The following is a 25,141-nucleotide window of genomic DNA, read 5'->3' as shown; positions in this document are numbered from 1 at the left end:
GATCAACCAAAGGAAATGATGGACCGGGGCCCCTGGCGCCGTCCCAGAATGTTGAGCAAGTTGGACAGCGCGGTTTCGCGCTCGGGGCTGGCCGAGGCCTCGCCCTGGAAGTGCAGCCGCTGGCCTACCCATTGGCCCTGGCCGCTCAGGCGCAGGTCGCCGGTCAGGGTACTGAGCTGCAGCTGCGGACTGTCGCCCCCGAGGATGTCGAGCCGGTAGCTGCCCAGCGGGCGCAGAGGGGACAGCCGCGAGGATACGGCCAGCGCCTCCAGCCGCGTGCTGCCGTCGCTGCGCCAGCGCCCCGATTGCCACAGCAATTGCAGTTGCAGGGCCTGCGTGGCCAGCCGCAGCTGGCCTTGCAGGTCCACCGTGTTCCAGGGCGTGCCCAGGCCGGACAGCAGCGAGGCGGGCCAGCGCGTGTCGCTGTCGTGCACCACGGCGCTCAGGCCCTGCCAGCGCGGCAGCAGGTCCAGCACCACGGGCGTGGGTGTGCAGCATTCGCTGCGCAGCTGAATGCGGGCACCGTCCAGGCGCGGGCGCAGCGTCCATTCCAGCCGCGTGGGCAGGGCCGTGCGGTCGCGGCTGCCGGCGCCTCCGGTGAAGGCCAGGGAGGCCGAGCCGTTCCACAGCGTGCCGCGCGGTTGCAGCAGCAGTACCTGGCCCTGTGTGGCGGAATCCACGCCGCGTGCCAGCCAGGCGGCGGGTGCCCAGACGACGGTGGTGGCCACCAGGCCGCACAGGGCGCCTGCCAGCGCCCAGCCGCGCGGTGAGCGCAGGACAGGCTGGGAGCGGGGCTGGCGGCGCATGCTCAAGGTGCCCGCGACGGATCGACAGGCAGGTCCAGCACCAGGCTGCCATCCCAGCGCACGGCATCGGCAGCGCCTGCGGCGCTTGCAGAAGCACTGCGGGCCAGCTTCATCTCGGCGGGAACGGCGTGCGTGTTGCTGCGGACCTGGGCCAGCCAGCGCGCCAGCGCGGCGGCGGGCGCGGCCTTGAGCGTGATCTGTGCGCGGTCGCCCATCCAGTTCAATTGGGCGGAGGCGCCCAGTTCGGCGGACAGCGAGCTTTGCAGCAGCGCCTTGGCATCGCCGACCACGGGGCGTGCGTTGCTGCGCAGCTGCTCGGCCTCGGCCTGCAGCAGCTGCATCTGGCGCAACTGGCGGTCTGCCTGGGCATGGCGTTCGGGCGCGGTGCGCAGGCTGTGCAGGGCGGGGGCCAGGGCCAGCCACCACAGCAGGGCCAGTGCCACCACACCACCGGCCAGCAGCGTCATGTTCTGTTCACGCGGCGCCAGGGCATTCCAGCGCGCGCGCAGTGGGGCCAGGCTTTGGCGGGATGCGCGCATGTTCATGGCCGGGCCTCCTTGGCAAGCAGCAGGTCGGCACCGTCGCGCTGCAGTCGCAGGCCGCTGCCGGCCAGATGTTGTTGTGCCTGCTCCAGTGCCTCGGCCTCCAGCGAGACGCCCTTGAGGCGCAGCTGACGGTCCTGGTAGTCCATGGCCTGCGGCAACTGGCCGGCAGGCAGGGCCCGGGATGCGGCGGCCAGCAGGGGTTCCAGGTCGCCCTGCGTCAGCGCGCCGGCGCTCTGGCGCAGCGTGGCGACTTCGCGCTGCATTTGAACGGGCGCATCGACGATGACGGGAACGCGCGGAAAGCTGGTGGCCAGCGTGGAGCGCACCTGGACCTGCTTGGCCGCGATGGCGCGGTTTTCGGTCCAGGCCCAGGCATTGAGGCCCACCACCTGGGCCAGCAGTGTGAGCGCGGCACCCCAGCGCGCGGCCTTCCATTGCGGCGCGCGCAGAAAGCTCTGCCAGCCGTCGAGCATGCGCCGGCGGGTGCGGCTGCCGCCGCCCAGGTCGAGGTCGAACTGGGCCAGGTCCCAGTTTTGTGCGCGGGCCGCCAGGCCGCGCTGGGCGTCCGTCAGCAGGCTGACGGGGCGCTGCAGGGCCTCGGCGGCGCGGGCCAGCGCCGGGTCCGCCTGGATCGGGGTGTCGGGGGGCAGGGCCTGCAGCAGGGCGGCCAGCATGGCGGGGTCGGCACTGTCGGTGCGCAGCGGCAGGCAGGCCAGCGATTCCATGCCTTGCGGGGCCGTGCTCAGGCCGGTGGCCAGCAGCCAAGCCGATTCAGGCGTGCCCACGGCCCACAGCTGGGGCGTGGACTGTGGCGGGCATTCGGGCACGATGCGGCCCACGGGCCGGCCTGCGGACTCCAGGGCCTGCAGATGGGCATGGAGCCAGGCCTTGTCGCAGGCGGCAACCCAGCAGGGCTCGCCCGCGCGTGCCTGAGGCTGCAGCGCCAGATGCAGTTGGGAGGGGTCGTCGAGCAGGCGCTCTTCCAGCAGCCCGTCGAGCACGGCACGCAGGCGCACATGTCCACGCCGGCTCCCCGTAGGCACGCCATGGGGGAGGCTGACCAGATGCCAGGACAAGGCCTGGTGCGGCACCACGGCAACCGTCTGGCCGGTGCGGCCAGGATCGGGCAGCAGGCCTGCTGCGGCGTGGCCATGCCGGTCGGCGCGCGGGCCGTCGCTGCTGAGTGCGTAGGCGTATTCGCCAGCGGGGCCCGCAGGCAGATGAAGAATCAAGGTGCTCATGGACGGAAGCGGGCATTGTAGGGGGCCGAGTGTGACAGGCATCTGTCACGGCGCGGGAGCTTCGGGCAATCCCCAGTCCCCCCTCTCGCGCCAGATGGTAGTGACTGTCATGTTGTTGCGCCGCAACATGGAGCGTTCGCTGGCCACGATCTCGCCCAGGCGCATGCGGCCACGCGCCTCGAAGAAGCTGGTGGCGACCGACAGGTTCTGTCCCTCGAATTTCTGCGGCAGGCCCAGCGCGTTGGAGGCATCGGCCAGGCTGCGCAGCGGGCGCGATGCGCGCAGCTGCACCAGCTGGCTGGCCTGGGACCAGGTCAGGTCCTCCACGCTGGCCCAGATGACTTCGGCGCTGGCGGTGTTGAGGTTGACGGGCGTGTTCTCGGGCAGCAGGGTGATGTAGGGCTCCAGGCGCGAGACGACCTCGGGCGGCAATCCCAGCCAGCCGAGCTGGCTCAGCGTGCGCGGCATCAGGAACTGCGCGCCCTCGCCGGCGGTGGCCGCTGCGCGCAGGGCCTGGACGATCTGGGCGGCATAGGCGGGCGGCAGGTTCAGGCGTTCCAGCAGGCGTGCCAGCGGGCGCAGGGTTTCGGGCTTGTCGGGCGCGCCCAGCAGGTTGCGCAGGTTCAGGCGCGACTGCAGGTCGATGATCTGGCCCGAGAGAAAGGCGTCCTGCATGTCGGCCATGCCGTCATCGACCTGGCTGACGTTGTTCTGCGCCGCCAGGAAGGTGGACAGGCGCGCCTCCTGCAGCGGCACGGCCCAGGGTTCGGCCAGGTGGTCCACCTGCAGGCTGGTGCGCGCATCCTCGGCCAGCACCACGCGCGACCAGTCCAGCGCACCCAGCAAAATCCAGGCGGCCTGCATGCGGTTGCGCTCGGCGGTCTCGACCTCCACGCTGCGCCACTGCTGCCACAGCGCGGTGGCGGCAAAGGTGGCGACCAGCGTGACCGTGAGCATGGCGGCCAGCAGGGCCACGCCGCGAGGGCGGCGGCGGACGGGCAGGGTGCGGGGTGCGCGCATCATGATCGGCTGTTGGATCGCAGGGGGTTGACCCAGTCCATGGTGACGCGGCCGGGGACGGCGCTGTCGGGCGGCAGGGTCAGTTCGACGCGTATGCCGTCAGGAATCGCGGGCAGCTGTGCGCTGCTGTTGGTGCCGCCGGATGGTGGATTGGGCGTGCCCGTGCCGTTGTCCGAGCCGCTGGACTGCGGGTTGCTCCAGGCGTTGTCACGGTAGTAGTACAGGCGCCACTGGTCCAGGGGCAGCAGCACGGTTTCGCGGCGGCGCTGGTCGTCCGAAGGATTGCGTCCCCATTGCGCCCCCTGGTTCCAGGCCTCGCGCCACTGGGCGCGCGTGCGCAGCGGTGGCGACTGCCAGCGCAGCCACTGGTCGCGTCCGGCTGTCTGGCGGCGGGCCCAGGCCACGACCACGGCGCCATCGTCCACGGCGGCACTGCTCTTGCGGGTCATGCGCAGCACCTGGCCATCCCAGTCGATGACCTGGGCGTGCTCCAGCGGCATCAGTGCTTCGAGGTCGGCATTCCACTGGGCGATCACGGTCTGCAGCACGATCTGCTGCTCGTTGCGCGCGCGAATGGTCTCCTGCGAGCGCACCATGCTGTCCAGTCCGCGCCAGCTCACCAGGGCCAGCAGGGCCATGACGGCGATGGCCACCATCAGCTCCACCAGGGTGAAGCCTTGCGCGCGGGAGAAAGGGCGCAAACGCATCTAGAAGCGGCCCACGATGGTCGATACCCGCAGCACCGGATGCTCGGCCGTGACGACCAGGGCATCCACGCGGCGGAAGCTGGGGTTGGGCGTCGGGCGCACGCTGAGCTGGACCTGCAGCTGCCGGCTGCCCTGCTCGCAAGTGAAGCTGTTGTCGCCCACGGGCGGCATCTGGCGCGACAGGCGCAGGCGCACCAGCTCGTTTTGCGCGCACAGCTGGGCCAGCAGCACCTCGGACTGGCGCTCGGCATTGCGAGTCAGGGCCGATGTGGCCTGCAGGCCTGCCATCAGGGCAATGCCCACGATGCCCAGGGCCACCAGGACCTCGATCAGCGTGAAGCCGTGCGGCAGGCGCCTTGGCGCGCCGTGCCTGCGGCGTGGTCCGTGGATGCCTGTCATGGCAGGGATTGCACGGCAAAGGGCCGCAGTCCATCCGTGGCCACGCGCAGCGGCGGGCTGTTGGAGTCGCGCAGCGTCAGCGTGACGGACTGGGGAGGAATCAGTGGCTCGGGGCCGAGGATCAGCGGCGTCGCCGGCTGTGCCTGTACCCCGGGCTGCAGCCATTGCGAAGGCAATTGCGCGCTGGCCGGCAGGCCCTCGAAGCGAAAGCCCTGCGGCATGGGCCGCCAGCGCACGGGCACGCCGTTGGCTCGTGCCTGTGCGCGGGCCGATTCCAGCAGTGCGGCCAGGCGCTCGGCCTCGCGTTCCAGCTGGGCCTGCCCGCTGTCGCGCAGAGACAGGCTTGCGCCGGCAGCGGCAATCGCCATGATGCTGATGACCACCAGCAGTTCCAGCAGGGTGAAGCCGCGCGAAGGAATGGTCAGGGTGGGCGCAACCGTCTGGCGGGGCATGAGAGCAGGCAGGCCCGCCGGGAGTGCGGGCCTGTGGTGCGGTGCAGCGCGGCGCTTGCGGGCCATCGCCCGGGCCATCGACTTACTGCCAGCTGCCGATGTCGGCATCCTTGCCCTCTCCGCCGGCCTGGCCGTCGGCACCGAAGGACATGATGTCGATGGGGCCCTTGATGCCCGGATTCAGGTACTGGTACGGGCGGCCCCAGGGATCGTTGGGCAGCTTTTCCAGATAGGGCTTCCAGTTGTTGGGCAGCGGTCCGCTCGTGGGACGGATGATCAGCGCCTGCAGGCCCTGCTCGGCCGTGGGATAGCGCTGGTTGTCGAGGCGGTAGAGCTTGAGCGCCTGGGAGATGTTGGTGATGTCGGTGCGTGCAGCCGTGACGCGGGCATCGTCGGCGCGGTCCAGCACGTTGGGCACGATCAGGGCCGCCAGCACGCCGATGATGACCAGGACCACCATCAGCTCGATCAGCGTGAAGCCGCGCTGGACGGCGGTGCGCAGGGCAGGCAGCGGACGGCGGGGAAGGCTGGTCATGGAACGGTGCAGCAAATTGGACATATCGCTCCATCATAATCGCGCGATGGTGACACTTTCATTGAACCGGGGCCAGGCCCGGACCTGGCACGTCAAGGCGGCCACATTCGTGCTCTGGCTGCTGGCGGCCGGCATCGTGGCTTTCTGGGCCATGCGCCTGGGCAATGGCGGCGCGGGGGCGCCCGTGCCACCGGCTCCCCCCGAGGCACTGCAGGTCGATGCGCCCGCGCTGGCGCAGGCCCTGGGGGGCGTGGCCGCTGCTCAGGGTGTTGCTGTGCCGGTCGCGGCGCCTGTGGTCTCGCGCTATGCGCTGGTGGGTGTGCTGGCCGGTCGCGACAGCGGCGGCGGCGCGGCGGTCATCGCCGTGGGCAACCAGCCGGCCAAGCCGTTTCGCGTGGGGCGTGCCGTGGAAGAGGGCGTGGTGCTGCAGTCGGTCTCGGGCCGCGAGGCGCGCCTGGGCCCCAGCGTCGATGGCCCCGCCTCCATCACGCTGCAGCTGTCCCTGCCCGACAAGCGCTGAGTCCGGTCAGTGCGGCGGCTGCAGTTCCAATACCAGCCAGCCGCCAAAGTCAGGCGCCGGCAGCGTCCACTGGGCCGCCTGAGGCAGGGCGTTGCCTTCACGCATCAGCCATTGCACGCAGCGTGCCACACCGGCATGGGTGATCCAGACGATGCCGCGTGCGGCGCCATCGCCCACCGAGCCCCTGCTCGCCTGCTGCAAGGCCTCATCCACCCTGCGCAGCATGGCGGCCAGGGACTCTCCCCGGCCCGGCGCGTGCCCGGCAAGGTCTGCCGCCCAGGCATCGATGGCGCTGCGGTCCAGCGCATCCCATGGCTGGCCTTCCCACTCGCCGAAGTCCATCTCCAGCAGGCGGCTGTCCGCCGCCGATGCCAGGCCGGGCCGCAGTGCCTGCAGGGCCTGTGCCAATTGATGGCATCGGCGCAGTGGCGAATGCGCCAGCAGGCAATCCGCAGGCAGGGCGAGGTGCAGGGCCTGCGCCGCATCGGCCGTGGCCTGGGCGTCGGCCTCCATGTCGAGCCGGCCATAGCAGATGCCGGGCTCCACCAGGGGGCGGGCATGGCGTACCAGCCAAAGGTGCGGCGTTGGGAGAGCGTTCATTGCATGCGCATCAGCACAGCGGCGGCGCCCAGCAGCATGGCCAGTTCACAGACCTGCTGGGCGGCGCCCAGGCAATCGCCCGTCATGCCGCCCAGGCGACGGCGCAGCCAGCGCACCATGGCCGCCGTGACCAGGGCGCCGGGCAGTACCAGGCCGATGACGAGCGGCAGGCCCGCCAGCCACGCCGACAGCGCCAGGGCGGGCAGGCACCAGAGGATTGCCGCGACCAGGCCCCTGGCAGCCAATGGCCGACCCGCGGCGTGCAAGGCCTTGGAGTGGGTGGCCTGGCCCACATAGGGAAGGCATTGCATGAGGGCCAGCGGCGCCATGCGCGACAGCACATGGATGCTGCACAGCAGCAAGGCAGCCCATTGCACGCGAATGTCGACCAGCAGCGCGACCAGGGAGATCCTGGCCAGCAGCGCCATCACCAGCGCCATGGCGCCGTAGGCTCCCAGGCGCGAATCCTTCATGATTTCCAGCGCGCGCTCGGGCGGGACAAAGCCGCCCAGGCCGTCGGCCACATCGGCCAATCCGTCTTCATGCAGTCCCCCGGTCAGCCACAGCGTGGCCACGGTGGAGAGAACGGCGGCAACCAGCGGCATCCAGGGGCTAGGCGCCAGCAGCCAGCCCGTTGCCGCCAGGCACGCTGCGCCCCATGCGCCCACCAGCCAGCCGACGCCCGGCAGATGGGCAACGCTGGCGTGCTGCAACTGGGGGCTCCAGCCAGCCCAGGCGGCCAGCCGCCCCGTGACCGGGATGCGGCTGAAGAACTGGACGGCCAGGACAAAGTGGCGAAGCGGCTGCATGGGCGTGTCAGTGCCGGCCCGCCAGGTCCGTCACTTGAGGAAAAGCTGGTAGGCCGGGTTGGCGGTTTCCTCGACCCAGGGGTAGCCAAGATTGCTCAGGAAGGCGTCGAATTTCTTGCCATCCTTGGCGGGCACCTGCATGCCGACCAGGATGCGGCCGTAGTCCGCGCCCTGGTTGCGGTAATGGAACAGCGAGATGTTCCAGGTCGGCGCCATCAGGCTGAGGAACTTGAACAGTGCGCCGGGGCGCTCGGGGAAGACGAAGCGCAGCAGGCGCTCTTCCTGCGCCAGCGGCGAATGGCCGCCGACCATGTGGCGCAGATGCTCCTTGGCCATGTCGTCGAAGGTCAGGTCCAGCGCCTCGAAGCCCTGCTTCTCGAAGTTCCTGGCGATCTTCTCGGACTCGCCGCGCGCTGCCGTGGTCAGGCCCACGAAGACATGGGCCTTGTTCTCGTGGCTGATGCGGTAGTTGAACTCGGTCACGTTGCGCGGGCCGCCAGGCAGCTTGCCCACGACTTCGCAAAAGCGCTTGAAGCTGCCGCGTTCCTCGGGGATGGTCACGGCAAAAAGCGCCTCGCGCTCCTCGCCCACCTCGGCACGCTCGGCCACGAAGCGCAGCCGGTCAAAGTTCATGTTGGCGCCGCACAGGATGGCGGCATAGGTCTCGCCCCTAGTCTTGTTCTTCGCGACGTACTGCTTGATCGCCGCCACGGCCAGGGCGCCGGACGGCTCGACGATGGAGCGCGTGTCCACGAAGATGTCCTTGATCGCGGCGCAGACGGCATCGGTATCGACCACCACGTAGTCGTCCACCAGGCCCTGGGCGATGCGGAAGGTCTCCTCGCCCACCAGCTTGACGGCCGTGCCGTCGGCGAACAGGCCCACATCGGCCAGCTCCACGCGGTGGCCGGCGCGCACGGACTGCAGCATGGCGTCCGAATCCTTGGTGTGCACGCCGATCACCTTCACGTCGGGGCGCACGGCCTTGATGTAGTTGGCCACGCCCGAGATCAGGCCGCCGCCGCCAATGGCGACAAATACGGCATCCAGGCGCGGGCTGCCCAGCTTTTGCAGCTGGCTCAGCATTTCCATGGCAATCGTGCCCTGGCCGGCGATCACATAGGGATCGTCGAAGGGGTGCACAAAGGTCAGGCCCTTTTCCTTTTGCAGCTTGACGGCGTGCTTGTAGGCGTCGGAATAGCTTTCCCCGGCCAGTTCCACCTCGCCGCCCAGCGCCTGTACCGCATCGATCTTGACCTGCGGCGTGGTGGTGGGCATCACGATCACGGCGCGGCAACCGAGCTTGCGTGCGCCCAGCGCCACGCCTTGCGCATGGTTGCCGGCCGAGGCGCAGATCACGCCCTTTTCCAGCTGCTCGGCGGACAGGTGTGCCATCTTGTTGTAGGCGCCTCGCAGCTTGAAACTGAACACCGGCTGCTGGTCCTCGCGCTTGAGCAGCACCTTGTTGTGCAGGCGGCGGCTCAGCGCCTTGGCGGGCTCCAGGTCCGACTCCACGGCCACGTCGTACACGCGCGCGGTAAGGATCTTGGTCAGGTAGTCGGCAGGGGTCAGGGGGTGGTTCATCGTCGGCGAAAGGCTGGAGAGCAGCAGGCCGGGAGGCGGCCTGTCGGTGTCAGGCGGCCATCATAGGCGCTTGTGACTCATGCTGCAGTGCAGCGTCCAGGCTGGGCCAGGGACGACGAAGGCAAAAAAAAGCCCCAGGCTGTAAAGCCGGGGGCTGAATCCACCAATAGAGGAGGTGGAGGAGACAACTGGTGCGATGCAGGGTGAAGTTGGTTCACAATCTGCAGTCCATCTGGAGGGGTGTCCGGGTTAACCCTTCAGATAACGCTTGGGTGCATTGTATGCACGGCAGGTGCTGCGTTGCAACAAAATCAGGGTTTTTGTGTAGTTGATGCAAAATAGCAACAGTTTTTTGAGGACGCAACAATGGAATGCACAGTGAGTTGGACAGGCGGCACGACCGGCATGCGCTCGGGCATGGGCTTCGTGGCGGAAACGGGCAGCGGCCATGTGGTCAATATGGACGGGGCGCCGGATGCGGCCAATCCTGCCAATGGAGGCCAGAACCAGGCACCCCGCCCCATGGAAATGCTGCTGGCAGGCGCAGGCGGCTGCACGGCCTACGACGTGGTGCTGATCCTCAAGCGCGGCAGGCACGCGGTCAAAGGCTGCAGCGTCAAGCTCACTTCGGAGCGCGCGGACAACGACCCCAAGGTGTTCACCAAGATCCACATGCAGTTCACCGTCAGCGGCACCGGCCTGCCAGCGGGCGCGGTGGAGCGGGCCATTGCCATGAGCCACGACAAATACTGCTCGGCCACCATCATGCTGGGCAAGACGGCCGAGATCACCACGGGGTTCGACATCGTCGAGGCCTGATGTGTCTGGGGGCTTGGGTCCGTGCCTCGGCGGGGACTCGCCAAGAATGAAGAAAGCGGGCCGGGCCCGCTTCTTTTTTGGCTGGATGCAGCTCCCGTCGTTTCAGAAGCTTCGGATCTCAGATGCGGTGAGCGGTCGTCGTCATGACCTTGGCGGCCAGGCGCATCAGGGCGCGGGCGGGCGGCGGCAGCTCCAGCGCGCCGGCTTCGCGCGCAGCGGCGGCATGGCGCTCCTCATCGTCCTTCATGCGGGCCACCACGGCCAGCGAAGGGCGGTCCTCCTCGGGCAGACGGCCCAGATGGGATTCCAGGTGGGCGGAAACCTGCTCCTCGGTCTCCACCACGAAGCCCAGGCTGGCGGCGTCACTGATCTTGGCGGCCACCACGCCGATGGCGAATGCCCCGGCGAACCACAGCGGGTTCAGCAGGCTGGGCCGGTCGCCCAGGGCGTTGAGCCGGTCGCGGGTCCATGCCAGGTGATCGGTTTCCTCGCGGGCCGCCTCCAGCAGATGCTTGCGCAGCACCATGTCGCGCGTCACCATGGCCTGGGCGTTGTACAGCGCCTGGGCGCAGACCTCTCCGACATGATTGACGCGCATCAAGGCGCCCGACAGGCGGCGCTGTGCCTCGGTCAGCTCACCCTCCGCGATGCCGGTGGCGGGAGAGCGCTCGGCCGCGGAAGGCTGTGCAAACAGGGTGCGAAGCGCCGCATCGGCGGCAGTCAGTATCTTGTCCATGGGCGGTCCCTAGAGCGGAAAATCTTGGCAAATTCAGGGTCTGAACGGTACACCAGGACGACATGCCCTCTCTTTGTGCAAGCGCAACAAGGCCGGCGCGATGTTCGGGTTGGGCCTGATTGTGTTGGTCTGCAGGTTTGTTGCGGCAGTGCAACGAAAAACGGGGGTTCAAGCCCGTTTGTGGGTGAATTTCTTTGCATGGGCAGCGGCGGTCTGGTGCAATAGGCCCTAACTTCCCCACCAGGAGGTTGGCGCGGGAAACCGGTGGAGCCTCAGGCCAAGCCTCTCTTCCTCACGACCGGCGCCCTTCTAAACCTTGGAGTAACTCGTAATGAAAAAATCTCTGATTGCCCTGGCAGTGCTGGCTGCTTCCGGCGCCGCAATGGCTCAATCCTCCGTGACCCTGTTCGGTATCGTGGACACCAACGTTGCCTACGTGAACAAGGACGCAGCTGGCGACAGCCGTTATGGTCTGGGCACCAGCGGCGCTTCCACGAGCCGTCTGGGCCTGCGCGGCACGGAAGACCTGGGTGGTGGTCTGAAGGCTGGCTTCTGGCTGGAAGGCGAAATCTTCGGTGACGATGGCAACGCCAGCGGCTTCAACTTCAAGCGTCGTTCCACCGTGAGCCTGTCGGGCAACTTCGGTGAAGTGCGCCTGGGCCGTGACCAAGTTCCGACCTTCCAAAAGCTGACCTCCTACGACCTGTTCAGCGCCACCGGTATCGGCCAGTTCATGGGCTTCCGTAACTGGGCTGCTGGCCAAGGCGCCGACGACAACGGCATCCGCGCTAACAACCTGATCTCGTACTACACCCCCAACTTCGGCGGTTTCAACGCCGGCTTTGGCTACGCTTTCGACGAAAAGCAAACCATCGGTACTGCTGACAGCGTCGGCCGTTACATCGGCGGTTACGTTGCATACGACAACGGCCCCCTGAGCGCCAGCCTGGGCGTTGCCCAGCAAAAGACTGCCGTTGGCGGCCTGGCTACCGACCGTGACGAAATCACCCTGGGTGCTTCGTACAACTTCGGCGTTGCCAAGCTGAGCGGCCTGCTGCAACAGACCAAGTTCAAGCGCGACATCGGCGGCGACATCAAGACCAACTCCTACATGCTGGGCGCTTCGGCTCCCGTGGGCGGCGTGGGCGAAGTCAAGCTGCAGTACGCTCTGTACGACCAGAAGGCCATCGACTCCAAGGCTCACCAGATCACTCTGGGCTACGTGCACAACCTGTCCAAGCGCACCTCTCTGTACGGCAACCTGGCATTCCTGAAGAACAAGGATGCTTCGACCCTGGGCCTGCAAGCCAAGGGCGTGTACGCTGGTGGCGTGCAAGCTGGCGAAAGCCAGACTGGCGTGCAAGTCGGTATCCGCCACGCTTTCTAATGAACGGCTGGCGTAAGCCAGTTGCCATTTGAAGCAAAAAAGAGCCAGTCTTCGGACTGGCTCTTTTGTTTTGTGCTAGGGAAAGACCTGTGTTGTGCTTGTGCCAACGGTGACGAGGCGGGAAAAGCGTTTCTAGAATGAAATTTCCACCAACCAATCGTTAACAAGAGAGAGACAACACAATGAATTCTTCATTCGTGAAAAAGAGCGTGGCACTGGCGGTGTTGGCAGCAACGGCACCCTTGGCAGCATTCGCCCAGCAAAGCAGCGTACAGCTGTACGGCATCGTCGATGCCGGCGTGCGCCACACCACCAATGAAGGCCCGACCAAGAGCGGCAAGACCCAGATGATCGGCGGCGGCATGTCGCAAAGCCGCTGGGGCATCAACATCACCGAGGACCTGGGCGGCGGTCTGGCAGCCATTGCCAACCTGGAAGCCCGTTTCCTCACCGACACCGGCGAGCAGGCTGCGGCAAGCTACTTCCAGCAATCCTGGGTGGGCCTGCGCAGCAAGAGCTTCGGCCAGATCACCCTGGGTCGCCAGTACAACATGCTGTTCGACCTGGTGACGTCCACCTATGCCTCCTTCCCGTATTCGCCGTACATGGAGGCCTACAAGCCTGAAATCGGCATGTCCATGGGCGCGCGCGCCAGCAACATGGTCAAGTACCTGGCCGAGTTCGGCCCCGTGCGCGGCGCATTGCAGTATTCGTTCGACGAGAACAACACCTTCGACAAGGTCGGCACTGGCGTGGTGCCCGGTGGCGCCATCAAGACGGCTGGCGGCTATCTGCGCTACTCGCAAAGCGGCATTTCCGCAGGCGCCGGCTACCTGGGCACGACGCTGCCGGCCGGCACCAAGGTCGATGCCTATACCCTGGGCGGCTCCTACCGCGTGGGTCCCTGGTACGTCAACCTGGGCTACGGCCTGAACAAGCGCAAGGACGCATTCCCGGCGGCAACCGCAGGCGGTGGATTCGACCAGGCCATCCTCAACTCCTTCTGGACGGGTTCGTCCAACGGCGGCTTCGTGGCCGGCGACGCCAACAAGCGCCAGATGTACAAGATGGGCTTCGGCTACCAGATCACGCCCCAGATCAATGTGGGCGCGCATTACTACCATGCCAAGCAGTCGGGCTCGGGCACGGGCAATTTCAATGGCAAGGCAGACTTCCTGGTGGCGGTGCTCGACTACGCCTTCTCCAAGCGTACGGATGCTTATGTGGCCCTGGACCACACCAAGACCAGTGGCGGCTCGGGCGTGATGCTCGACGCCAATGGCGCCACCAAGCGCACGGGCTTCACCGTCGGCCTGCGCCATCGCTTCTGAGCGCGCGGCGTTTGCGCAACGGATGGCCTCCTTCGGGAGGCCTTTTTGTTTCCTGTCGATGGGCTGACGGTGGGCGGGCGCGATTTCCTGCGTTAAGGTAATGCGCAGGCCAATGAAGCGAAAGAACCAAGGCGATGGAAGCCACTCGATACAAGGCAGGCGGTCGGGTCTTTGCCCAGATCGCTCAGTACCACCCCGAGCTGACGGCGCTGCGCCGCGAGCTGCATGCGCATCCTGAGCTGGGGTTCGAGGAGCGCTTCACGGCTGCGCGCGTCAAGGAGGCCTTGCGGCAATGCGGCGTGGACGAGATCCACGAAGGCCTGGGCACCACGGGCCTGGTGGCCGTGATCCGTGGCCAGGGGCATAGCTCGGGAGCGATGGTGGGCCTGCGTGCCGACATGGATGCACTGCCCATGGTCGAGCACAACGAATTTCCCTGGAGATCGGGCAAGCAGGGGCTGATGCACGGCTGCGGGCATGACGGCCATACGGCCATGCTGGTGGGCGCCGCCCGCTACCTGGCTGCGACACGGCGTTTCGACGGCTCGGCCGTGCTGGTCTTTCAGCCTGCCGAGGAAGGACGGGGCGGCGCGCGGGCCATGATCAATGACGGGCTTTTCGACCGCTTTCCCATGCAGTCCGTGTACGCCATGCACAACTGGCCCGCCATGCGCGCCGGCACCGTCGGTATCAACATGGGCGCGATGATGGCGGCGGCCGACCGCATCACCATCGAGATCACGGGGCGCGGCGGCCACGGCGCCCATCCCTACCAGACGGTGGACGTGGTGCTGGCGGCCGCGCACATCACCACGGCCGTGCAGAGCATCGTCTCGCGCAATGTGCGCGCCATCGACAGTGCCGTCATCAGCCTGTGCGCCGTGCAGGCCGGGGACCTGGGCGCCTTCAGCGTGATGCCGGGCACGGCAACGCTGGTGGGAACCGTGCGGACCTTCGATCCCGCCGTGCAGGACCGTGTCGAGCAGCGACTGCAGGAGTTGTGCAGCGCGGTGGCGCTGGGGCTGGGTGCCACGGCCAAGGTCAACTACGAGCGCATCTATCCCGCCACCATCAATTCCCCCACGGAGGCCGCCTTTGCGGCCGACGTGGCCCAGGCGCTGGTGGGCGTGGAGAACCTGGACCGGCAGCTGGAGCCCAGCATGGGCGCGGAGGATTTTTCCTTCATGCTGCAGCACAAACCCGGCGCCTACCTGCGTCTGGGGCAATCCACGGGCGCCCAGCCCGGGGTGCCGCTGCACAGCAGCCGGTATGACTTCAACGACGAGGTGCTGCCGCTGGGCGCTGCCCTGCACGCCAGCCTGATCGAGCAGGCCATGCCGCTGCCTTCGCAGGACGTATAGCGCAGGCGGAGCCGGTCAGCGGGGCTGTCCCTCGGTCGCAAGAAGGTGGGCCTTTACCGTTTCCAGGATCTCGTCGGACAAGGCTGGATTGGCGGCGACCGTGGCACGTGCCAGGACCAGGGCGCCCACCATGCTGCTGAGCATGGCCATGGCCTGGGCGCGCTGTGCGGCATCGGGTGCCTGATCGTCGCCAAGTGTGCCGATCACGCGCGCAAACCTGCCGATGTTGCGTTCCACCCCTTCGGCGAACACCGCTGAAAGATCACCACCTGCCCGAGCCACGTCCACGGCCAGCGCCGCAGCGGGGCAGCCCTCGCCGGGGCTGTCGCGGTGCTGCGGCGACAGATAGGACTGCACGCGCGCGGCAAGGCTGCCGGCCTGTTCACCCTGCAGGCCGTCCAGCGGCGCGATGGGCCAGTCGAAGGCGCGTGCGCAGGCTTCGCGCACCAGCGCGTCCTTGGATTCGAAGTGGCGATAGAGCCCGCCGTGGGTGAGTCCCGCGCCGCGCGTCACCTCGGCCACGCCGACGCCGTCCAGCCCGTGCTCGCGGTACAGCCGCGCAGCGGCTTCGAGGATGTCCTGCCGGTTCTGCGCGGCCTGGGCTTTCGTGACTTTCATGTGCACTGTCCAATGATTATGGTTGTCATCAAAATGCGTTTATGATGACGGCCATCATCATAAGTCCGTCCCTGCAGGCAATGCTCACCATCTGCGGCAGGGGCTGTGCACTCTACAGGGAAGAACCGATGAACGCCTCTTCAATCCCGAGCAGCCTGTGCCCCGTGCGCGCTGCAGTCTCTGCATGGTCCATCAGGGAGCGTTCATGAGCACGGGTCCTCTCGCACGCCGCGTGGTCATCACGGGCATGGGCATGGTCTCGCCGCTGGGGCGGGGCACTGAATTGGCCTGGCGGCGGCTGCTGTCCGGCGCATCGGGCCTGAGCCGGCTGCCCGAGGATCTGGCGCCCGATGTGCCGGGCCAGGTGGCAGGCCAGGTGCCCGACCTGGCCCGGGACCCGGAAGGCGGCTGGGACATCGATGCCGTGGTCTCGCCCAAGGACCAGCGCAAGATGGACCGCTTCATTCCGCTGGCACTGGACGCTTCGGACCAGGCCCTGGCCCAGGCCGGCTGGCAGCCGGCCAGCGAGCAGGAGCGCACGCGCACGGCCTGCATCATTGGCTCGGGCATCGGCGGCTTTGGCGCCATTGCCCAGGCCGTGCGCACCACGGACAGCCGGGGGGTGTCGCGCCTGTCGCCCTTCACCGTACCGTCTTTCCTGGTCAATCTCGCGGCCGGGCATGTGTCGATACGCCATGGGCTCAAGGGCCCGCTGGGTGCGCCGGTCACTGCCTGCGCAGCCAGCGTGCAGGCCCTGGGCGACGGCCTGCGCATGATCCGTTCGGGCGAGGCCGACGTGGCGCTGTGCGGCGGCGCCGAGGCGGCCATCGACCGCGTGAGCCTGGGTGCGTTCGCGGCGGCCAAGGCCCTTTCCACGGGATACAACGACCGGCCCGAAGAGGCCTCACGCCCCTTCGACGCGGGCCGCGACGGCTTTGTCATGGGCGAGGGCGCGGGCGCCCTGGTGCTGGAGGGACTGGACCACGCACTGGCGCGCGGCGCCGTGCCGCTGGCCGAAGTGGTGGGCTACGGCACCAGTGCCGATGCCTATCACATCACCTCGGGCCCGGAAGATGGCGACGGCGCGCGCCGCAGCATGGCACAGGCGCTGGCCATGGCCGGGCTGTCGCCGGATCAGCTGCAGTACCTCAATGCCCACGCCACCTCCACGCCCGTGGGCGACCGCGGCGAGCTGGCGGCCATGCGCTCCCTGTTTGGCGAGGGCAGCGGCGTGGCGATCAGCTCCACCAAGTCGGCCACGGGCCATCTGCTGGGCGCGGCGGGCGCGGTGGCGGCCATCTTCACGGTGCTGGCGCTGCGCGACCAGATGGCGCCGGCCACGCGCAATCTCCTGGAGCCTGATCCCCTGGCCCAGGGGCTGGACCTGATCGCCGGCGCGGCAAGGCCCTGGGCCATGGAGCATGCCCTGGTCAACGGTTTCGGCTTTGGTGGCGTCAACGCCTCGCTGGTGCTCAGGCGCTGGCAGGGCTGAACGAGGCGGGTGGGCCTGGGGGCCGGTGCTACGTGTAGCGCTTGGCCCGCAGGTTGTTCTTCATCTGCTCCAGCGCAGGCTGCAGGGCCGGGCCGATGCGCAGCGCCACGCAGGTGGCCAGCACGTCGATGACCAGCAGGTGCAGCAGGCGCGACACCATGGGGCTGTAGCGGTCGTAGCCCTCGGGATGGTCGGCGGCCAGATGGATGTGGCAGGCCGAGGCCAGGGGCGAGCCGCTGGCGGTGATGGCAATCGTGGTGGCGCCGTTCTTGCGCGCGATGTCGGCCGCGTCCATCAGGTCGCGCGTGCGGCCCGAGTTGGAAATGATCACCGCGCAGTCGCCGGGCCCCAGCAGGGTGGCGCTCATCACCTGCATGTGGCCGTCGCTGGTGGCCAGGCTGGTCACGCCCAGGCGAAAGAACTTGTGCTGTGCATCCTGCGCCACGATGCCCGAATTGCCTGCGCCGTAGAACTCGATGCGCCGGCCTGTCTGCCAGGTCGAGGCGATGGCCTGCGCCGCCTGCTCTATGGCCGTGGTGCTGGCGGCATTGCGGTATTGCAGGAAGGCGGCCACGGCGTTGTCCACCACCTTGACCATCACGTCGCTGGTCTTGTCGTCGGTGTCCACGCTGCGGTGGATGAAGGGCACGCCCTCGCTGACGCTGCCGGCCAGCTTGAGCTTGAAGTCGGCCAGGCCGTCGTAGCCCATGCTGCGGCAAAAACGCACCACCGTCGGCTTGCTGACATGGGCTCGCTCGGCCAGTTCGCGCACCGGCTGCCGTGCGAAGGCCCGTGGATCGGCCAGCACCAGGCGGGCCACGCGTTGTTCGGCGGGAGCAAGCGAGGGCAGCGAGGCGGTGATGCGGTCCAGCATTAGGCGGTGGGCGTTGTTCTATGGGTAAAGGGAAGCGGTTGCCGCAAGGCAGGTCCAGCGCGCATTTTGCATGAGCGGCAGCCTTCGCTTACTTTCCTGACGCCGATGCAAACCATGCGCGCGCATACACTCGGAGGATTTGCCGGTACAACCGCACCGCCCTGGTGCGATGCCGCCCCTCGCCAGGCTCCCGCCCAAAGGATGTTCCATGAACCAGCTTGATGCGCTTCGACAGTACACGACCGTGGTGGCCGATACCGGCGACTTCCACCAACTGGCCCAGTTCCAGCCGCGGGATGCGACCACCAATCCCTCGCTCATCCTCAAGGCGGTGCAAAAGCCCGAGTACGCGCCGCTGATGCGCGCCACCGTGGCCCAGTACAAGGGCCGCCGCCTCGACGAGGTCATGGACCGCATGCTGGTGCGCTTCGGCTGCGAGATCCTGAACACCATTCCGGGCCGCGTCTCCACCGAAGTCGATGCGCGCCTGTCGTTCGACACCTCGGCCACCGTGGCGCGTGCCGAGCGCCTGATCGAGCTGTACCAGGCCGAAGGCGTGCACATCGACCGCGTGCTCATCAAGATCGCCTCCACCTGGGAAGGCATCGAGGCGGCGCGCCAGCTGGAGCTGCGCGGCATCCACACCAACCTCACCCTGCTGTTCTCGTTCTCCCAGGCCGTGGCCTGCGGACAGGCCAAGGTGCAGCTGATCTCGCCCTTCGTGGGCCGCATCTACGACTGGTACAAGAAGCAGGCCGGCGCCCAGTGGGACGAGGCCGCCATGGCCGGCGCCAACGATCCCGGCGTGCGCTCCGTGCGCGCCATCTACGAGCACTACAAGCACTTCGGCATCGCCACCGAGGTCATGGGCGCGAGCTTTCGCAACACGGGCCAGATCGTGGCGCTGGCGGGCTGCGACCTGCTGACCATCGCCCCCGAACTGCTGGCCCAGCTGGGCGCCAGCGATGCGCCCCTGGCGCGCGCCCTGGACCCCGAGGCCGCGCGGACCCTGGCCCTCGATCCCGTGCACTACGACGAAGCCGGTTTCCGCCTGGCCCTCAACGAGGACGCCATGGCCACCGAGAAGCTGGCCGAAGGCATACGCGCCTTCGCTGCCGACACCCGCAAGCTCGAAGCATTGATGCAGCAGGCCGCAGACTGATTGGATGAAGATCTTGCCCGTTTTGTGCAACACCTTGCCGGCCTGGTCGGCACTTGAACGCCATTTCAACGAAGACATCCGGTCCCTGGATCTGCGCCAGGCCTTTGCCGCGGACGCGGGCCGGCTGGACGCGCTGAGCCAGCAGGCCCCGCATGTCTTCGCCGACCTGTCCAAGAACCTCTGGACCGAAGCCACCGAGACGCTGCTGCGCGAGCTGGCGCAGCAGGCCGGCGTGCTGGCCCAGCGCAACGCCATGCTGGCCGGCGAGCCCGTCAACTGCACCGAGGGCCGCGCCGTCATGCACTGGCTGCTGCGCATGCCGCGCGACGGCGGCCAGCTGCGCCACTGCGCTACCGTGCAGCAGTGGCAGCCGGCCATGCACGAGGCGCTGGCCCAGGTGCACGAGACGCTGGACGCCATGCTGGCCCTGGCCGAGCAGGTGCGTGGCGACGAGGGCATCACCGACATCGTGAACATCGGCATCGGCGGCTCGCACCTGGGCCCCGAAGTGGTGGTCAATGCGCTGGAGGACTGGGTCGATGCGGGCAAGAATTTCCATTTCGTCTCCAACGTCGATGGCCATGAGCTCGGCCATGTGCTGCGCCGCGTGCGCCCGCACAGCACGCTGTTCCTGATCGCCTCCAAATCCTTCACCACGGCCGAGACCATGCTCAACGCGCACTCGGCGCGCCGGTGGTTTCTGGAGCAGGGCGGCAGCGAGGATGCGCAGGCCGCGTGCTCCATCGACCGGCACTTCGTGGCGCTCACCACCAATGTGCAGGCCGCAGCCGACTTCGGCATCCGCCGCACGCTGGGATTCTGGGACTGGGTGGGCGGGCGTTTTTCGCTGTGGTCGGCCATCGGCCTGCCGGTGGCCATCGCCATCGGGGCGGCGCAGTTCCGTGCGCTGCTGGACGGCGCCCATGCCATGGACGCGCATTTCTTTTCCTCCGGTGTGGAGGGCAACCTGCCGCTGCGCCTGGGCCTGCTGGACGTCTGGTATCGCGATTTCTGCGGCTTCTCCAGCCGCTGCATTGCCCCCTACAGCCATGGCCTGCGGCGGCTGACCGCCTATCTGCAGCAGCTGGAGATGGAGAGCAACGGCAAGGGCGTGACGCGCGACGGGCAGACACTGCCCGTGCGCACGGCGCCCGTGATCTGGGGCGAGCCCGGCACCAATGGCCAGCATGCCTTCTTCCAGATGCTGCACCAGGGCCAGGACGTGATTCCCGTGGAATTCATCGCACTGCGCGACGGCGGCAAATACCTGGGCGCCCACCACCAGAGCCTGGTCGTCAACGCCATTGCCCAGGCCCAGGCCCTGATGGAGGGGCGCCACGGCGAGGGTGCGGAGCGCCATTGCGCGGGCAACCGGCCCAGCAGCTTCCTGCTGCTGCAGCAGCTCGATCCGGCATCGCTGGGTGCCCTGATCGCACTGTACGAGCACCGTGTCTTCTCGGCCGGTGCGGTCTGGGGCATCAACAGCTTCGACCAATGGGGCGTGGAGCTGGGCAAGCACCTGGCGCGCCAGCTGCATGCGCGCCAGGACAGCGGCGACTGGCAGGGCGTCGATGCCTCGACGCAGGGCCTCATGCACCGGCTTGCGGCAGGGTCGGCCGGCTGACCGGGCGCTGCGGGCCTGTGGCCCCCGCAGCGCACCAGCAGGGTGCCGGGTCATGTGGGTGGAGCATGACCTTCTTCCATTTCATCGTTATGCACAGGCGCCTGATTGCTCGATAGTTGATGCAATCGCCTTGCCGGCGGCCCTGCTTGCATGCAGCCAGTGACGGCGGCTCGGCAGGGTGGAGGCGCAGCGCGCCTTCGGACCTGCAACAACTATCCAAGGAGACCCTCGATGCGATTCGTACTGGCCCATGTGGCGATGGCATGTGTGGTGGCGGCAACTGGCGCTGCCCATGCACAGGAAGCGGCCGGCACGCTGGACAAGATCCAGAGCACAGGCAAGGTGGTGATGGGCGTGCGCGAAAGCTCGGCGCCCATGGCCTATGCCTTCGGGACCACGCAGAAGTACGTGGGCTACCACGTCGAGCTGTGCGAGAAGGTGCTGGCCCAGATCGTGCCCAAGGCCAAGATCGAGTACATGGCCCTGACCTCGCAGAACACCATGCCCCTGGTGCAGAACGGCACCGTGGACATCGGCTGCGGCCCGACCACCAACAACCTCGCGCGCCAAAAGCAGGTGGCCTTTGCCGTGACCACCTACGTGAGCCAGGTGCGCATGGCCGTGCGTGCCGACTCGGGCATCACCTCCTTCAAGCAGCTCGACGGCAAGCCCGTGGCGGCCTCGGCCGGCACGACTGCCGTGCAGCTGCTGCGCAAGTACGGGCGCGACAATGGCGTGAACCTGCCCACCTCGCTGGGCAAGGACCATTTCGAGAGCTTTCTGATGCTCGAATCGGGCCGTGCCGATGCCTTCGTGCTGGACGACAACCTGCTGGCCGGCGTCATCGCCAACTCCAAGAACCCTGCAGGCTTCAAGATCGTGGGCGAGGTGCTGGGCTCCGAACCCATCGCCATCCTGTTTCGCCGCGACGATCCCGCCTTCAAGAAGGCCGTGGACGACGTGCTGGTGGGCATGATGGCCTCGGGCGAAGTGGCGAAGATCTACGACAAGTGGTTCGTGCAGCCCATTCCGCCCAAGAATGCCCCGTTGAACCTGCCCATGAGCGACATGCTCAAGCAGCTGCTGCAAAAGCCCAACGACAAGCCGCTGGAGTCCTACGCGCAGCAGTGACCAAGGGCCCGGACCCGGTCATCGCGACCGGGCCAGTTCGGCCACCGCCTGTGCCAGTGCCGCAATGCCTGCATCGATCTGATCGGTGGCAATGGAGGACAGGCGCAGCCGGAAAAAGGGGCAGGGCTGGCGCGGCGTCGCAAAGAACGCGCTGCCTGCCTCGATCAGCACGCCGTGGCGGCGCGCCACGGCGGCCAGCGCATCGGCGTCCAGCCAGGCCGGCGCCTGCACCCACAGCGATGCGCCTCCCTGGGGCTGGCGGAAGATGAAATCCGGCAGGTGTGCGCGCAGCGAGCGGTCCACCTGCGCCACGCGTTCCAGCATGGCCTGGTTCACGCGGCGCGCATGGGCTTCATGGTGGCCCAGCGACAGGAACAGCGCATAGGCGTGCTGCAGAAAGGCGCTGGGGTGGCGCACCATGGCATGGCGCAGCACGCGCAACTCGTCGATCAGCGCGCGCGGCGCGACGATGTAGCCCAGCCGCAGCGCGGGCGACAGGCTCTTGGACAGCGACCCCACATAGATCACGCGCCCGCCCTTGTCCAGGCTCTTGAGCGCGGGCATGGGCCTGCCCTGGTAGAGGTTCTCGGCCTCGTAGTCGTCCTCGATGATCACGAAATCGCCCTGCTCGGCGCGGCGCAGCAGTTGCTCGCGCCGCTGCAGGCTCAGCGTCACGGTGGTGGGGCTCTGGTGCGAGGGCGTGACGAACAGGTAGTCCAGCGGCGGCAGGCCATCGACCACCACGCCTTCCTCGTCCACGGCCACGGGCACCCAGTGCGGGCGGCGCAGCGAAAAGGTGTTGCGCGCATGCGGGTGGCCCGGCTCCTCGAAGCCCAGCCGCTGCGAGGGGTCCAGCAGCGCGTCGGCCAGCAGGTAGAAGGCCTGCTGCGCGCCCACGGTGACCAGGATCTCTTCCTTGAGCGCGAACACCCCGCGCCGGGGCAGCAGGCGCAGGCGGATCTGCTCGATCAGGTCGGGCACGTCGTCGGTCTCGAAGTCCGGCGTCCAGTGCGGCAGCTGGGCGCGCGCCAGGCTGCGCGTGCAGCATTCCCGGAAGCCTTCGGTGGGAAACAGCGCGGGATCGTGCATGCCGTAGACGAAGGGGTAGGGGTACTCGCGCCACTGCAGCGGCTTGGACAGCGTGTGCCTGTCCGTCAGCGAGCGCAGCACGCGTGCAGACCAGTCCGGTGCGGGCTCCCCGGGACTTGCCGCAGGCAGGGCCACGGCGCCGTCCACACCGGCCAAGCGCGAATCCCGGGCCACGAACACGCCGCTGCGCGGGCGGGCTTCCAGAAAGCCTTCATCCACGAGCTGCTCGTAGACCGTGGTCACGGTATTGCGCGACACCTCCAGCAGGCGCGACAGCTCGCGTGAGGGTGGCATGGCCGCGCCGGGCGGCAGGCGGCCTTCGAGGATGGGCTGGACCAGGGCCAGGCGCAGGCGGTCCTTCAGGGGAAGGCCGGGCTGCTCGGGCAGCGCGAACAGGCGGGCCCACTGGTGGCGTGGGTCTGTGGCGGAAGGGGTGCTCATGGCGCAACGGAGGCAATCGGGGGGCGTTCTTGGCGCGGCCGGGCAGAGGGCGCGCGGTCGGCGCCATGTTGCGGTGCGGGTGCGGGCAAGTAAAGGTTTGGGCCGGCCGACGCGGGTAAACACCGGGCCTCTGGCTCCTACGTTTGGACGGCTGTGGCCCCCGCGGCCCGCGCCCTTGTTGCGTATTCTGGATTGAAGGCAGCGAGCCGCGCGGCCTGGCGATCCAACGAGGGAGACAGTCCATGCACACCATCACTTTCCGACGCCGCGCCCTGGCGGCCCTGGCCCTGGCCGGCGCGCTGGCGGGCCTGGCGGCCACGCCGCTGCAGGCCCAGGCCCAGGAGCCGCAGCGCGGCGGCACCCTGATCGTGGGCAGCACCCAGGTGCCACGGCACCTGAACGGTGCCGTGCAATCGGGCATTGCCACGGCCATGCCCTCCACCCAGCTGTTCGCCAGCCCGCTGCGCTTCGATGACCAGTGGAAGCCCCAGCCCTACCTGGCCGAATCCTGGAAGCTGGCCGAGGACGGCAAGTCGCTGACCCTGAACCTGCGAAGGAATGCCGTGTTCCACGACGGCAAGCCCATCACCTCGGCCGACGTGGCCTTCTCCATCATGGCCATCAAGGCCAACCACCCGTTCCAGACCATGCTGGGGCCCGTGGAGAAGGTGGACACGCCCGACCCCTACACGGCCATCATCCGCATGAACGCGCCGCATCCGGCCATCCTGCTGGCCATGAGCCCGGCGCTGGCGCCCATACTGCCCAAGCACATCTATGGCGACGGTGCCGACCTCAAGACCCATGCGCGCAACAGCGCCGACGTGGTGGGCTCGGGGCCGTTCAAGCTGACCGAGTTCCGCGCGGGCCAGCGCATCGTGATGGAGCGCTTCGACAAGTTCTTCCTGCCCGGCCGGCCCTACCTGGACAAGCTGGTCTTCAACATCGTGCCCGACTCCTCCAGCCTGCTGCTGAGCCTGGAGCGCGGCGACGTGCAGATGGTGCCCTACCTGCAGGCCTCCATCGACCTGAAGCGCCTGTCCACCAATCCCCAGATCACGTTGACCGGCAAGGGCTTCGAGGGCATAGGCTCGATCAACTGGCTGGCCATCAACACCGACAGGAAGCCGCTGGACGATGTGCGCGTGCGCAAGGCCATTGCGCATGCCATCGACAAGAACTTCATCACCAAGGCGCTGATGGGCGGCTTCGCCACCGTGGCCGACGGCCCCATCGTGGCGGCCAGCCCCTTTGCCTCGGCCGACCTGGTGCGCTATCCGCTGGACCTCAAGAAGTCGGCGGCCCTGCTGGACGAGGCCGGCCTCAAGCCCGGCGCCAACGGCGAGCGCTTCAAGATCACCATCGACTACCTGCCGGGCACGGACGAGCAGCAAAAGAACGTGGCCGAGTACGTGCGCGCCCAGCTCAAGAAGGTGGGCATCGCCGTCGATGTAAGGGCCTCGGCCGATTTCCCGGCCTGGTCCCGGCGGCTGGCCACGCATGACTTCGACCTGTCCATGGACATCGTCTTCAACTGGGGCGACCCGGTCATCGGCGTGCACCGCAGCTACCTGTCCACCAACATCAAGCCCGTGGTCTGGACCAACACCCAGTCCTACCGCAATCCCAAGGTGGACGAGCTGCTGAACACGGCCAGCAGCACGCTGGACACGGCCGAGCGCAAGAAGCTCTATGCGGCTTTCCAGAAGACCGTGACCGACGAGCTGCCGGTGATCTTCATCAACAACTCGCCCTACCACACGGCTGCGCGCAAGAACGTGGGCAACCTGCCGACCACGGTCTGGGGGCCGGCCTCGCCCTACGACGAGATTTTCTTGAAGTAATCCAGGAGGACCCG

General features: G+C 67.8%; 25 protein-coding genes. 10 read left to right on the top strand and 15 right to left on the bottom strand.

Translation table 11 applies throughout. The features are described from left to right. Positions 1–2: 2 nt before the first annotated feature. From gspN to gspG, 8 genes are all read right to left on the bottom strand, one after another. Positions 3–806: a type II secretion system protein N gene (gene gspN / locus ACF8O7_RS15635; protein ID WP_016450868.1), complete on the bottom strand. Its 804-nt coding sequence runs from the start codon at positions 804–806 to the stop codon at positions 3–5. Between the two features lie 2 nt (positions 807–808). Beyond that, on the bottom strand, positions 809–1,351 hold the full coding sequence (gene gspM, locus ACF8O7_RS15630; protein ID WP_016448735.1) for a type II secretion system protein GspM: 543 nt from the start codon (positions 1,349–1,351) through the stop codon (positions 809–811). Further along, positions 1,348–2,592 (bottom strand): type II secretion system protein GspL, encoded by a 1,245-nt coding sequence (gene gspL / locus ACF8O7_RS15625; protein ID WP_392443754.1) that lies wholly within the window; start codon positions 2,590–2,592, stop codon positions 1,348–1,350. The genes gspM and gspL overlap by 4 nt, the downstream gene beginning before the upstream one ends. A 45-nt stretch (positions 2,593–2,637) precedes the next feature. Next, a complete protein-coding gene (gene gspK, locus ACF8O7_RS15620; protein WP_034364464.1) occupies positions 2,638–3,615 on the bottom strand; it encodes a type II secretion system minor pseudopilin GspK in 978 nt (325 codons plus the stop codon). Next, the gene (locus ACF8O7_RS15615; protein WP_043790035.1) at positions 3,612–4,319 is read right to left on the bottom strand and encodes a prepilin-type N-terminal cleavage/methylation domain-containing protein; all 708 of its coding nucleotides are present in this window, start codon (positions 4,317–4,319) and stop codon (positions 3,612–3,614) included. Before ACF8O7_RS15615 ends, gspK begins: the two co-directional genes overlap by 4 nt. After that, the gene (gene gspI, locus ACF8O7_RS15610) at positions 4,320–4,718 is read right to left on the bottom strand and encodes a type II secretion system minor pseudopilin GspI (RefSeq protein WP_016448731.1); all 399 of its coding nucleotides are present in this window, start codon (positions 4,716–4,718) and stop codon (positions 4,320–4,322) included. After that, entirely contained in the window at positions 4,715–5,170 is a 456-nt protein-coding gene (locus tag ACF8O7_RS15605; RefSeq protein WP_034364466.1) for a GspH/FimT family pseudopilin, read from the bottom strand. The genes gspI and ACF8O7_RS15605 overlap by 4 nt, the downstream gene beginning before the upstream one ends. Positions 5,171–5,252: 82 nt before the next feature. After that, a complete protein-coding gene (gspG, locus tag ACF8O7_RS15600; RefSeq protein WP_016448729.1) occupies positions 5,253–5,729 on the bottom strand; it encodes a type II secretion system major pseudopilin GspG in 477 nt (158 codons plus the stop codon). 22 nt (positions 5,730–5,751) lie between these two features. Between gspG and ACF8O7_RS15595 the strand changes: the two genes are divergently transcribed. Then, on the top strand, positions 5,752–6,225 hold the full coding sequence (locus ACF8O7_RS15595; protein ID WP_016448728.1) for a type II secretion system protein N: 474 nt from the start codon (positions 5,752–5,754) through the stop codon (positions 6,223–6,225). A gap of 6 nt (positions 6,226–6,231) precedes the next feature. Here ACF8O7_RS15595 and ACF8O7_RS15590 read toward each other — a convergent pair whose 3' ends face one another. From ACF8O7_RS15590 to ilvA, 3 genes are read right to left on the bottom strand one after another with little or no spacing between them, the layout of a single operon-like run. Beyond that, a complete protein-coding gene (locus tag ACF8O7_RS15590) occupies positions 6,232–6,825 on the bottom strand; it encodes a histidine phosphatase family protein (RefSeq protein ID WP_046988624.1) in 594 nt (197 codons plus the stop codon). Continuing rightward, entirely contained in the window at positions 6,822–7,634 is an 813-nt protein-coding gene (locus tag ACF8O7_RS15585; RefSeq protein WP_126310977.1) for an adenosylcobinamide-GDP ribazoletransferase, read from the bottom strand. Before ACF8O7_RS15585 ends, ACF8O7_RS15590 begins: the two co-directional genes overlap by 4 nt. A gap of 30 nt (positions 7,635–7,664) precedes the next feature. Further along, positions 7,665–9,218: a threonine ammonia-lyase, biosynthetic gene (ilvA, locus tag ACF8O7_RS15580; protein WP_016448725.1), complete on the bottom strand. Its 1,554-nt coding sequence runs from the start codon at positions 9,216–9,218 to the stop codon at positions 7,665–7,667. A gap of 366 nt (positions 9,219–9,584) precedes the next feature. Between ilvA and ACF8O7_RS15575 the strand changes: the two genes are divergently transcribed. Further along, positions 9,585–10,037, top strand: a complete 453-nt coding sequence (locus ACF8O7_RS15575; RefSeq protein ID WP_126310976.1) for an OsmC family protein — start codon at positions 9,585–9,587, stop codon at positions 10,035–10,037. A gap of 118 nt (positions 10,038–10,155) precedes the next feature. On the opposite strand, the gene coq7 is transcribed toward ACF8O7_RS15575, so the two are convergent. Continuing rightward, complete coding sequence (gene coq7 / locus ACF8O7_RS15570) at positions 10,156–10,773, bottom strand: 2-polyprenyl-3-methyl-6-methoxy-1,4-benzoquinone monooxygenase (RefSeq protein ID WP_126310975.1); 618 nt, start codon at positions 10,771–10,773, stop codon at positions 10,156–10,158. 331 nt (positions 10,774–11,104) lie between these two features. Between coq7 and ACF8O7_RS15565 the strand changes: the two genes are divergently transcribed. The 3 genes from ACF8O7_RS15565 to ACF8O7_RS15555 all read left to right on the top strand — a co-directional run bounded on the left by ACF8O7_RS15565 (position 11,105) and on the right by ACF8O7_RS15555 (position 14,852). Continuing rightward, positions 11,105–12,160, top strand: coding sequence for a porin (locus tag ACF8O7_RS15565; protein WP_016448722.1), 1,056 nt, complete (start codon positions 11,105–11,107; stop codon positions 12,158–12,160). 182 nt (positions 12,161–12,342) lie between these two features. Next, positions 12,343–13,491, top strand: coding sequence for a porin (locus ACF8O7_RS15560; protein WP_016448721.1), 1,149 nt, complete (start codon positions 12,343–12,345; stop codon positions 13,489–13,491). Positions 13,492–13,625: 134 nt separating this feature from the next. Next, on the top strand, positions 13,626–14,852 hold the full coding sequence (locus ACF8O7_RS15555) for a M20 aminoacylase family protein (protein WP_209799934.1): 1,227 nt from the start codon (positions 13,626–13,628) through the stop codon (positions 14,850–14,852). A 15-nt stretch (positions 14,853–14,867) separates the two neighbouring features. Here ACF8O7_RS15555 and ACF8O7_RS15550 read toward each other — a convergent pair whose 3' ends face one another. Next, on the bottom strand, positions 14,868–15,470 hold the full coding sequence (locus tag ACF8O7_RS15550) for a TetR/AcrR family transcriptional regulator (RefSeq protein WP_280047493.1): 603 nt from the start codon (positions 15,468–15,470) through the stop codon (positions 14,868–14,870). A 205-nt stretch (positions 15,471–15,675) separates the two neighbouring features. Here ACF8O7_RS15550 and fabF point away from each other — a divergent pair, with 205 nt between their 5' ends. Then, positions 15,676–16,962, top strand: coding sequence for a beta-ketoacyl-ACP synthase II (fabF, locus tag ACF8O7_RS15545; protein WP_392443750.1), 1,287 nt, complete (start codon positions 15,676–15,678; stop codon positions 16,960–16,962). A gap of 28 nt (positions 16,963–16,990) precedes the next feature. Here fabF and ACF8O7_RS15540 read toward each other — a convergent pair whose 3' ends face one another. After that, the gene (locus tag ACF8O7_RS15540) at positions 16,991–17,836 is read right to left on the bottom strand and encodes a MurR/RpiR family transcriptional regulator (protein ID WP_016448717.1); all 846 of its coding nucleotides are present in this window, start codon (positions 17,834–17,836) and stop codon (positions 16,991–16,993) included. Positions 17,837–18,044: 208 nt separating this feature from the next. Between ACF8O7_RS15540 and tal the strand changes: the two genes are divergently transcribed. From tal to ACF8O7_RS15525, 3 genes are all read left to right on the top strand, one after another. After that, complete coding sequence (tal, locus tag ACF8O7_RS15535) at positions 18,045–18,998, top strand: transaldolase (RefSeq protein ID WP_047472720.1); 954 nt, start codon at positions 18,045–18,047, stop codon at positions 18,996–18,998. A 4-nt stretch (positions 18,999–19,002) separates the two neighbouring features. After that, complete coding sequence (gene pgi, locus ACF8O7_RS15530) at positions 19,003–20,622, top strand: glucose-6-phosphate isomerase (protein WP_046240748.1); 1,620 nt, start codon at positions 19,003–19,005, stop codon at positions 20,620–20,622. A gap of 231 nt (positions 20,623–20,853) precedes the next feature. After that, positions 20,854–21,753, top strand: coding sequence for a transporter substrate-binding domain-containing protein (locus ACF8O7_RS15525; protein ID WP_016448714.1), 900 nt, complete (start codon positions 20,854–20,856; stop codon positions 21,751–21,753). A gap of 18 nt (positions 21,754–21,771) precedes the next feature. On the opposite strand, the gene ACF8O7_RS15520 is transcribed toward ACF8O7_RS15525, so the two are convergent. Continuing rightward, positions 21,772–23,283, bottom strand: a complete 1,512-nt coding sequence (locus ACF8O7_RS15520) for a PLP-dependent aminotransferase family protein (protein ID WP_392443748.1) — start codon at positions 23,281–23,283, stop codon at positions 21,772–21,774. 242 nt (positions 23,284–23,525) lie between these two features. On the opposite strand from ACF8O7_RS15520, the gene ACF8O7_RS15515 reads away from it, so the two are divergent. Beyond that, positions 23,526–25,127: an ABC transporter substrate-binding protein gene (locus tag ACF8O7_RS15515; protein ID WP_061287314.1), complete on the top strand. Its 1,602-nt coding sequence runs from the start codon at positions 23,526–23,528 to the stop codon at positions 25,125–25,127. Positions 25,128–25,141: the final 14 nt, after the last annotated feature.

It is taken from the genome of Delftia sp. WSY_16, from assembly GCF_043104415.1.
GTDB lineage: Bacteria > Pseudomonadota > Gammaproteobacteria > Burkholderiales > Burkholderiaceae_C > Comamonas > Comamonas tsuruhatensis.
The sequence above is the reverse complement of the archived record's forward strand: the minus strand, read 5'-3'. Positions and strand labels throughout refer to the sequence as shown.

Coding starts and splice junctions, on each gene's coding strand:
- ACF8O7_RS15550 (WP_280047493.1), bottom strand. CDS start 15,470: ATGAAAGTCACGAAAGCCCAGGCCGCGCAGAACCGGCAGGACATCCTC.
- gspM (WP_016448735.1), bottom strand. CDS start 1,351: ATGAACATGCGCGCATCCCGCCAAAGCCTGGCCCCACTGCGCGCGCGC.
- ACF8O7_RS15555 (WP_209799934.1), top strand. CDS start 13,626: ATGGAAGCCACTCGATACAAGGCAGGCGGTCGGGTCTTTGCCCAGATC.
- ACF8O7_RS15560 (WP_016448721.1), top strand. CDS start 12,343: ATGAATTCTTCATTCGTGAAAAAGAGCGTGGCACTGGCGGTGTTGGCA.
- tal (WP_047472720.1), top strand. CDS start 18,045: ATGAACCAGCTTGATGCGCTTCGACAGTACACGACCGTGGTGGCCGAT.
- gspL (WP_392443754.1), bottom strand. CDS start 2,592: ATGAGCACCTTGATTCTTCATCTGCCTGCGGGCCCCGCTGGCGAATAC.
- coq7 (WP_126310975.1), bottom strand. CDS start 10,773: ATGGACAAGATACTGACTGCCGCCGATGCGGCGCTTCGCACCCTGTTT.
- gspI (WP_016448731.1), bottom strand. CDS start 4,718: ATGACAGGCATCCACGGACCACGCCGCAGGCACGGCGCGCCAAGGCGC.
- ACF8O7_RS15585 (WP_126310977.1), bottom strand. CDS start 7,634: ATGCAGCCGCTTCGCCACTTTGTCCTGGCCGTCCAGTTCTTCAGCCGC.
- fabF (WP_392443750.1), top strand. CDS start 15,676: ATGAGCACGGGTCCTCTCGCACGCCGCGTGGTCATCACGGGCATGGGC.
- ACF8O7_RS15525 (WP_016448714.1), top strand. CDS start 20,854: ATGCGATTCGTACTGGCCCATGTGGCGATGGCATGTGTGGTGGCGGCA.
- ACF8O7_RS15540 (WP_016448717.1), bottom strand. CDS start 17,836: ATGCTGGACCGCATCACCGCCTCGCTGCCCTCGCTTGCTCCCGCCGAA.
- ACF8O7_RS15595 (WP_016448728.1), top strand. CDS start 5,752: ATGGTGACACTTTCATTGAACCGGGGCCAGGCCCGGACCTGGCACGTC.
- ACF8O7_RS15615 (WP_043790035.1), bottom strand. CDS start 4,319: ATGCGTTTGCGCCCTTTCTCCCGCGCGCAAGGCTTCACCCTGGTGGAG.
- gspG (WP_016448729.1), bottom strand. CDS start 5,729: ATGTCCAATTTGCTGCACCGTTCCATGACCAGCCTTCCCCGCCGTCCG.
- ACF8O7_RS15565 (WP_016448722.1), top strand. CDS start 11,105: ATGAAAAAATCTCTGATTGCCCTGGCAGTGCTGGCTGCTTCCGGCGCC.
- ACF8O7_RS15590 (WP_046988624.1), bottom strand. CDS start 6,825: ATGAACGCTCTCCCAACGCCGCACCTTTGGCTGGTACGCCATGCCCGC.
- pgi (WP_046240748.1), top strand. CDS start 19,003: ATGAAGATCTTGCCCGTTTTGTGCAACACCTTGCCGGCCTGGTCGGCA.
- ACF8O7_RS15515 (WP_061287314.1), top strand. CDS start 23,526: ATGCACACCATCACTTTCCGACGCCGCGCCCTGGCGGCCCTGGCCCTG.
- ACF8O7_RS15605 (WP_034364466.1), bottom strand. CDS start 5,170: ATGCCCCGCCAGACGGTTGCGCCCACCCTGACCATTCCTTCGCGCGGC.
- ilvA (WP_016448725.1), bottom strand. CDS start 9,218: ATGAACCACCCCCTGACCCCTGCCGACTACCTGACCAAGATCCTTACC.
- ACF8O7_RS15575 (WP_126310976.1), top strand. CDS start 9,585: ATGGAATGCACAGTGAGTTGGACAGGCGGCACGACCGGCATGCGCTCG.
- gspK (WP_034364464.1), bottom strand. CDS start 3,615: ATGATGCGCGCACCCCGCACCCTGCCCGTCCGCCGCCGCCCTCGCGGC.
- gspN (WP_016450868.1), bottom strand. CDS start 806: ATGCGCCGCCAGCCCCGCTCCCAGCCTGTCCTGCGCTCACCGCGCGGC.
- ACF8O7_RS15520 (WP_392443748.1), bottom strand. CDS start 23,283: ATGAGCACCCCTTCCGCCACAGACCCACGCCACCAGTGGGCCCGCCTG.